This is a genomic window from Microbacterium sp. UBA7513 (assembly GCF_002478345.1).
Taxonomy (GTDB): Bacteria; Actinomycetota; Actinomycetes; order Actinomycetales; family Microbacteriaceae; genus Microbacterium.
Genome location: NZ_DLNJ01000017.1, coordinates 94281 through 100871, shown reverse-complemented (window position 1 = coordinate 100871; position 6591 = coordinate 94281). Strand labels below are relative to the sequence as shown.

Annotated in this window: 8 protein-coding genes; 2 read left to right on the top strand and 6 right to left on the bottom strand. The window is 69.8% G+C overall.

Annotated elements, in window-relative coordinates:
• The 4 genes from ychF to B2W79_RS09765 form a co-directional block, all read right to left on the bottom strand.
• Positions 1-945: redox-regulated ATPase YchF (ychF, locus tag B2W79_RS09780; RefSeq protein ID WP_292789025.1), on the bottom strand; the 945-nt coding region annotated here is incomplete at its 3' end.
• A gap of 42 nt (positions 946-987) precedes the next feature.
• Positions 988-1671: a cation transporter gene (locus tag B2W79_RS09775; protein ID WP_071328167.1), complete on the bottom strand. Its 684-nt coding sequence runs from the start codon at positions 1669-1671 to the stop codon at positions 988-990.
• Positions 1668-2027: a Cd(II)/Pb(II)-sensing metalloregulatory transcriptional regulator CmtR gene (gene cmtR, locus B2W79_RS09770; protein WP_083391666.1), complete on the bottom strand. Its 360-nt coding sequence runs from the start codon at positions 2025-2027 to the stop codon at positions 1668-1670. Before cmtR ends, B2W79_RS09775 begins: the two co-directional genes overlap by 4 nt.
• Before the next feature lie 198 nt (positions 2028-2225).
• The gene (locus B2W79_RS09765; protein WP_071328166.1) at positions 2226-2966 is read right to left on the bottom strand and encodes a class I SAM-dependent methyltransferase; all 741 of its coding nucleotides are present in this window, start codon (positions 2964-2966) and stop codon (positions 2226-2228) included.
• A gap of 59 nt (positions 2967-3025) precedes the next feature.
• On the opposite strand from B2W79_RS09765, the gene B2W79_RS09760 reads away from it, so the two are divergent.
• Both B2W79_RS09760 and rmuC read left to right on the top strand, forming a co-directional pair.
• The gene (locus B2W79_RS09760) at positions 3026-3619 is read left to right on the top strand and encodes an exonuclease domain-containing protein (RefSeq protein WP_071328165.1); all 594 of its coding nucleotides are present in this window, start codon (positions 3026-3028) and stop codon (positions 3617-3619) included.
• 51 nt (positions 3620-3670) lie between these two features.
• A complete protein-coding gene (rmuC, locus tag B2W79_RS09755) occupies positions 3671-4939 on the top strand; it encodes a DNA recombination protein RmuC (RefSeq protein ID WP_071328164.1) in 1269 nt (422 codons plus the stop codon).
• Positions 4940-4973: 34 nt separating this feature from the next.
• On the opposite strand, the gene B2W79_RS09750 is transcribed toward rmuC, so the two are convergent.
• Both B2W79_RS09750 and glpX read right to left on the bottom strand, forming a co-directional pair.
• Positions 4974-5261 carry a hypothetical protein gene (locus B2W79_RS09750; RefSeq protein WP_060922698.1) on the bottom strand — a complete coding sequence of 96 codons (288 nt, stop codon included), beginning with the start codon at positions 5259-5261 and terminating at the stop codon, positions 4974-4976.
• A gap of 171 nt (positions 5262-5432) precedes the next feature.
• The gene (gene glpX / locus B2W79_RS09745) at positions 5433-6419 is read right to left on the bottom strand and encodes a class II fructose-bisphosphatase (RefSeq protein ID WP_060922697.1); all 987 of its coding nucleotides are present in this window, start codon (positions 6417-6419) and stop codon (positions 5433-5435) included.
• Positions 6420-6591 lie beyond the last annotated feature (172 nt).

Here is a 6591-nt window from a genome sequence, read left to right as displayed (position 1 = left end):
CTCGGCCTTGATGAAGCCCTTCTCGAAATCGGTGTGGATGACGCCGGCGGCCTGCGGGGCCTTCGATCCCTTGGGGATGGTCCAGGCGCGGGCCTCCTTGGGGCCGGCGGTGAGGTAGGTCTGCAGACCGAGGGTGTCGAAGCCGATGCGGGCGAGCTGGTCGAGACCCGACTCGTCCTGCCCTGTCGAGGCGAGGAGCTCGGCGGCGTCCTCGGGGTCGAGGTCCTTGAGCTCGGACTCGATCTTCGCGTCGAGGAAGATCGCCTGCGCCGGCGCGACGAGGGCGGCGAGCTCGGCCTTGCGGGCGTCGTCGGTCAGCACGGACTCGTCGACGTTGAAGACGAAGATGACGGGCTTGACGGTCAGGAGCCCGAGTTCGCGGATCGGCTCGAGGTCGAGGCCGCTCGTTGAGAGCAGGATCCCGCGCTCCAGGGCGTCCTTGGCGGCCTTCGCGGCTTCGAGGACCGACGGGTCGATCTTCTTGCCGCGGACATCCTTCTCGTACCGAGTGATCGCCTTCTCGACGGTCTGCAGGTCGGCGAGCATGAGCTCGGCGTTGATGGTCTCCATGTCCGACGCCGGATTCACGGCCCCGTCCACGTGCACCACGTCGTCGTCGGAGAACCCGCGCACCACCTGGGCGATCGCGTCGGCCTCTCGGATGTTCGCGAGGAACTGGTTGCCCAGCCCCTCCCCCTCGCTCGCCCCGCGCACGATGCCGGCGATGTCGACGAACGACACGGCGGCGGGCAGGATGCGCTCGCTCCCGAAGATCTCCGCGAGCTTCTGGAGCCGCGGGTCGGGCAGGTTCACCACGCCGACGTTCGGCTCGATCGTCGCGAACGGGTAGTTCGCCGCGAGCACGTCGTTCTTGGTGAGAGCGTTGAAGAGGGTGGACTTGCCGACGTTGGGCAGGCCGACGATTCCTATGGATAAGTTAGGCATGGCTCTATGAGCATAACGCCGCGAGAACTCGGCCTCCGCCGCCTACCGGGCGCAGCAGCCGTCCTCGCAGGTGTCAGGTTCCCGCTCCCCGGTCAGCACAGCCACGGGAGCGGCGCAGCATGCGTCGCCCTTCCACGCTTCGACTCCCTCTCGAACAGCGAACACAGCGATCACCAGCGCGGCTACGGAATCCGCCCATGCCCACCCGAACAGGCTGTTGAGTAACAGGCCCGCCAGGAGCGCGGCCGAGAGATACGTGCAGATGAGGGTCTGCTTCGAGTCGGCGACGGCGGAGGCCGAACCGAGCTCGCGACCGGTGCGGCGCTCGAACCAGCTGAGGAACGGCATCACGAGCAGGCTCAACGCCGCGATTGCGATCCCGACCGGCGAGTGCTCAGGATCCCGCAGGCCGAACAGCGACAGCACGGCGTCGACGCTCACGTACGCGGCGAGACCGAAGAACGAGACTGCGATCACCCGCAGCGCGACCTTTTCTCGCTTCTGCGGGTCAGGCGCCGCGAACTGCCATGCGACCGCCGCTGCCGAGAGCACCTCGACGATCGAGTCCAATCCGAACCCAATGAGCGCCGCGGACGAGGCAACGCCGCCTGCGATGAGCGCGACCACCGCCTCGATGACGTTCCAGGTGATCGTGATCGCAACCACGACCCGGATGCGGCGGCGCAGCACGTCACGGCGCTCAGGTGCGAGCATGAGCGCGGTCATCGGGGCTCCCCTGCGTCGCAGCAGCCGGCAACCGAGCATGCCGGATCGACGCATGGTGCGCTCTCGTCGACCGCCAACGTCACCGACACAAGACTCGCGAGCGCCGCTGCAAGATGCGGATCCGCGATCTCGTAGCGGGTCTGCCGCCCCTCCGGCTCAGCGACGACGATGCCGCAGTCGCGCAGACACGTTAGGTGATTCGAGACGTTCGACCGCGTCAATTCGAGTCCCCGTGACAGAACGGCCGGATAGCTGGGGCCATCCAGCAGCGTGAGGAGAATCCGTGAACGGGTCGGATCGGCCATTGCCCGTCCGAGCCTGTTCATCACGTCGACGCGAGAAGCAATAGTCAGCACACGCTGACTATACAGCGATGGCTGACGCTTTCCAAGCGGGGTTAGACGTTCCCATCACGGACGATTCCGATAGTGAGAGCCACGGGGTATGAGTCTACCTGCGCCGCTCTCCCCCGCCTCACCCCTCGCGAGGGCAGGCACCCACGCGGGATCAGGCGGCAGGGTGGGAAAAGCGCCTGATACGGCGCGGACGCCTGTTCAGTCGCGAACCGCGCGGAAGGCCCTCGTCACATAGGGCACCTCGATCACACCGTCCCCGTGCAGGCCGAGCTCGTCGAACAGGGCGTCCATCTCGCGGCGGATCCGTGCCTTCTCGGCATCGTGGGCGGTGATCACAGCGCTGCGGGACGCGGCCATGCGGTGCAGGAGTTCCCGCGTCATGGGGCGCGACCACTCCCAGCGGTCCTGCGCCAGAGCGCCGAAGGGCTCCGCCACCACGGGGTCGCCCGCCGCGAGCATGATCTCGGCGTTGCTGCCGTGCATGATGTCGGTGAGCCGGCGCACCCAGTCGACGCGCTCGTCGCGGAGGTTCCAGACGAGACCGAGCACCCCGCCCGGCCGCACCGCGCGACCGATCTCCGCCGAGGCGGCGACCGGCTCGACCCAGTGCCACGCCTGGCCGAGCACGATGGCGTCCACGCTCGCGTCCGGAAGCGGCAGCGACTCGGCGGTCCCGACGAACGTGGGCACCCCGGGGACGGCGTCGCGAAGGGCGGCGAGCATCGCGGGGTCCGGATCGATCGCCACCACCTCGGCGTCCGCAGCCGTGACGAGCGCCCGCGTGAGCTTGCCGGTCCCGGCGCCGACATCGGCGACCCGACGCGCACCGTCCGCCATCGGTTCGAGCATCCAGGCGACGGCCTCGAAGGGGTACTCGGGCCGTCCGGCCTCGTAGCTTCCGGCCGCCGCACCGAAGGATCTCGCGAGTTCGTCCGCCATGTGGCCAGCATACGGCGAGCCTGCACAGCGACGTCGGAGGCCCGGGAGAGAGTGAGGACGTGCCACTGGACTTCACTGCGATCGACTTCGAGACCGCGAACTCCAGCCCGGCCTCCGCGTGTTCCGTGGGACTCGTGCGGGTGCGGGACGGGGAGGTCGTCGCCACCGCGAACTGGCTGATCCAGCCCCCGCCCGGCCACGACGAGTTCCAGGAGTGGAACGTCCGCATCCACGGCATCCGCCCCGAGCAGGTGCTGTCGGCGGCGACGTGGGTCGATCAGTTCGACCGCCTGTGCGGCTTCGCGGGCGCCGACGTGCTCGTGGCCCACAACGCCGGCTTCGACCTGAACGTCCTGCGACGGGCGACGGAGGTCACGGGACAGATCTGCCCGCCGTACCGGTCGCTGTGCAGCCTCCAGGTGGCACGGAAGACCTATCAGCTCGACTCCTACCGCCTGCCCCTCGCCGCCGCGGCGGCCGGGTACGCGGAGTTCTCGCACCACGACGCACTGGCGGATGCCCTCGCCTGCGCCCAGATCATCGTGGACGCGGCCGCGCGCGCCGGGGCCGCGGATGTCTTCGGCCTCGCCGACGCCCTCGGCCTCCGCGTGACGGAGCCTGCCGCACCGGCGCTGGAGCGCGCCGTCGCCTGACGCACCTCGCGTCCTCCCGGCGATGTCGGAGGCCCCGGGCATCATGGAGCCATGGATGCCCTGTCGATCGTTCTTCTGCTCGTGGCCCTCGCCGCGGGCGTCGCTCTGGGCTGGTTCCTGCGAGCCGGACGCAGTGCCGCCGACATCGCACGCACGCAGGCGGAACTCGCGGCCGCGCGAGACGACCGCGATCGCCAGTACGACCTCTATCGGGACGCGGTCGAGCACGCTCGCACCGAGCAGCGGGCGGAGGCACAGCGCGTCCAGCAGCAGAACGCCGTGCTGCAGGCTCTGGCGCCGGTCCGCGAGAGTCTCCAGCAGATGCAGTCCAAGGTCGCCGCGATCGAGAGCGAGCGTCAGGCGCAGTTCGGCACACTCGCCGAGCAGCTCCGGCGCGCGCAGGAGTCCGATGAAGCGCTCCGCGCGACGACCGAGTCATTGGCGGGTGCGCTGCGCTCCACGTCCACCCGCGGCGTCTGGGGCGAGACCCAGCTGCGGCGCGTCGTCGAGGCGGCGGGGCTGACCAGACATGTCGACTTCGACCTGCAGGCGACGATCACCTCCGACCGCGGCCAGGGGCGCCCCGACATGGTGGTCCGCCTTCCGGGCGGTACGTCGATCGCCGTCGACGCGAAGGTGCCCCTCGACGCCTACCTCGAGGCCTCCGCCCTCCCCCTCGGCGACGCCCACGAGTCTCAGCGCCGCGCGCACATGCAGAAGCACGTCCGCGCGGTCCGCGCCCACGTCGACGCCCTCGCCAAGAAGGCGTACTGGTCGGGCCTCGACGCCAGCCCCGAGTTCGTCATCTGCTTCCTGCCGAGCGAGTCGCTGCTGGCGGCCGCCATCGATGAGGACGCCACTTTGCTCGACTACGCCTTCAGCCGACGAGTGGCCCTCGCCTCCCCCGTCAACCTCTGGGCGGTCCTCAAGACGGTCGCCTACACCTGGACCCAGCAGGAGGTGTCCACCGAGGCCCGGACGCTGCTCGCGCTCGGCACGCAGCTGTACGAGCGCCTCGGCACCCTCGCCGGTCACGCCGACGATCTGCGGCGGGCGATCGAGCGCACGGTCGACAGCTACAACCGCTTCGCCGGCTCCCTGGAGTCCCGGGTTCTCGTGACCGCCCGGCAGTTCCCCGGCGTCGATGCGGAGGCCCTCGCGCCTGTCTCGGCGATCACCGCGGACGGACGGCGCTTCACCGCACCCGAACTGCTGGTCCCGACGGAGGCCGAGGCTACCGCCGACACGATGCAGGCCGACGTCGGCGAAGTTCGCGCGCGCCTCGACCACGCCGCCGCGCTCCACGACCGGGAGCAGTGACGGCGGACGCGACCGGATCCCCGATCGCGGAGTGTCAGGCGACGCCAGGGACGCCGCTGAGCAGCACGATGACGAGGCCGCTCGTGGCGAGGAAGGCGCCGATCATCCACCAGGCGCTCACCTCGTGCCCCTCCGCGCGGCGGACGCGGAACAGCACGTCGGCGCGGCGAGCCGGATCGACGGCCGGCTGCGCAACCGGTGCCGGCGGGGCCACGGCGGCCGCTTCGGCATCGGCACTCACCCGGAGGATGCGTCCGGTGTTCGTGGTGATGATCTTGGTCGGCGCGGCGCTCTTCGAGCCGCTCGTGTGCTGCGTTGTCATGCGTTCGCCCTCCTGTGCCTGCGGTGCCTGGCGGCTCCGTCGACGGCGACAAACCCAGTGACAATTCTGGCACGGCAGCTCGCCGAACCGGGCCCGACTCGTGGAGGAGGCGATACCGGGTCGGTAACGATGGCGAGAATCCGGCCCGCGATCATGCCGACAGGAGAGCCGTCACAGCCACTTCGAGACGAGGTGCTCCGACGCGATCCGGCGGAGGGTTCCGGAGGCGCCCCGCAGGACCACGCTCTCGGTGTAGACGTAACCGCGCTCACGGCGCACACCGGCGACGAGCTGGCCGTCCGTGACACCCGTCGCGACGAAGATCGTGTTGTTGCCCTGCACGAGGTCGTCCGCCTCGTAGACCTTGTCCATGTCGAGTCCTGCGTCGATGCCGCGCTGACGCTCGTCGTCGTCGCGCGGCCAGAGCCGGCCCTGGATGTGGCCGCCGAGGGCCTTGATCGCGCACGCGGTGACGATGCCCTCCGGGCTGCCGCCGACGCCCACGCACATGTCGGTGCGGGCGTCGTGGCGTGCGGCGTTGATCCCGCCGGCGACATCGCCGTCGCTCATGAGACGGGTTCCGGCCCCGGCGTCCCGGATCTCCTGGATGAGCTGCTCGTGCCGCGGACGGTTGAGCACCGACACCACGATCTCGTCCACCGGCTTGTCCAGCGCGCCGGCGAGCTTGCGGATGTTCTCGCCGATCGGCAGGCGGATGTCGACCACGCCGACGCCGGCGGGCCCCGTGACGAGCTTGTCCATGTAGAAGACGCTGGAGGCGTCGAGCATCGTGTCGCGGTCCGACACCGCGATCACCGAGAGCGCGTTCTGCCGACCGGCCGCGGTCAGCGACGTGCCGTCGATCGGGTCCACCGCGATGTCGCAGAGCGGCCCGCGTCCCGTCCCGACGACCTCGCCGTTGAACAGCATCGGGGCGTTGTCCTTCTCGCCCTCGCCGATCACCACGCGGCCCTGGAAGTCGACCGTCCCGAGGAACGCCCGCATGGCGTCGACGGCGGCGCCGTCGGCAGCCTCCTTCGCACCACGACCGATGAACGGAACGGCACGGATCGCCGCCGCCTCGGTCGCACGCACCAACTCCATCGCGAGGTTACGGTCGGGACGCAGCGGGCTCAGGTCGGCAGTCAGACTCACCATGAACCCCAGCCTATCCGCGAGCACCGGATCGATCGCCCCGTTTTCCGCCTCTGAGCGAGGAAGAAATCGCCGTTCTTAACACCACCGAAGGACGGTGCCCACCGACGCGCGACTCCTCCTGCCGAAGCCGGACACCCGCCCCGATAGAGTGGCAGCTGTCCCGGCTTCACCT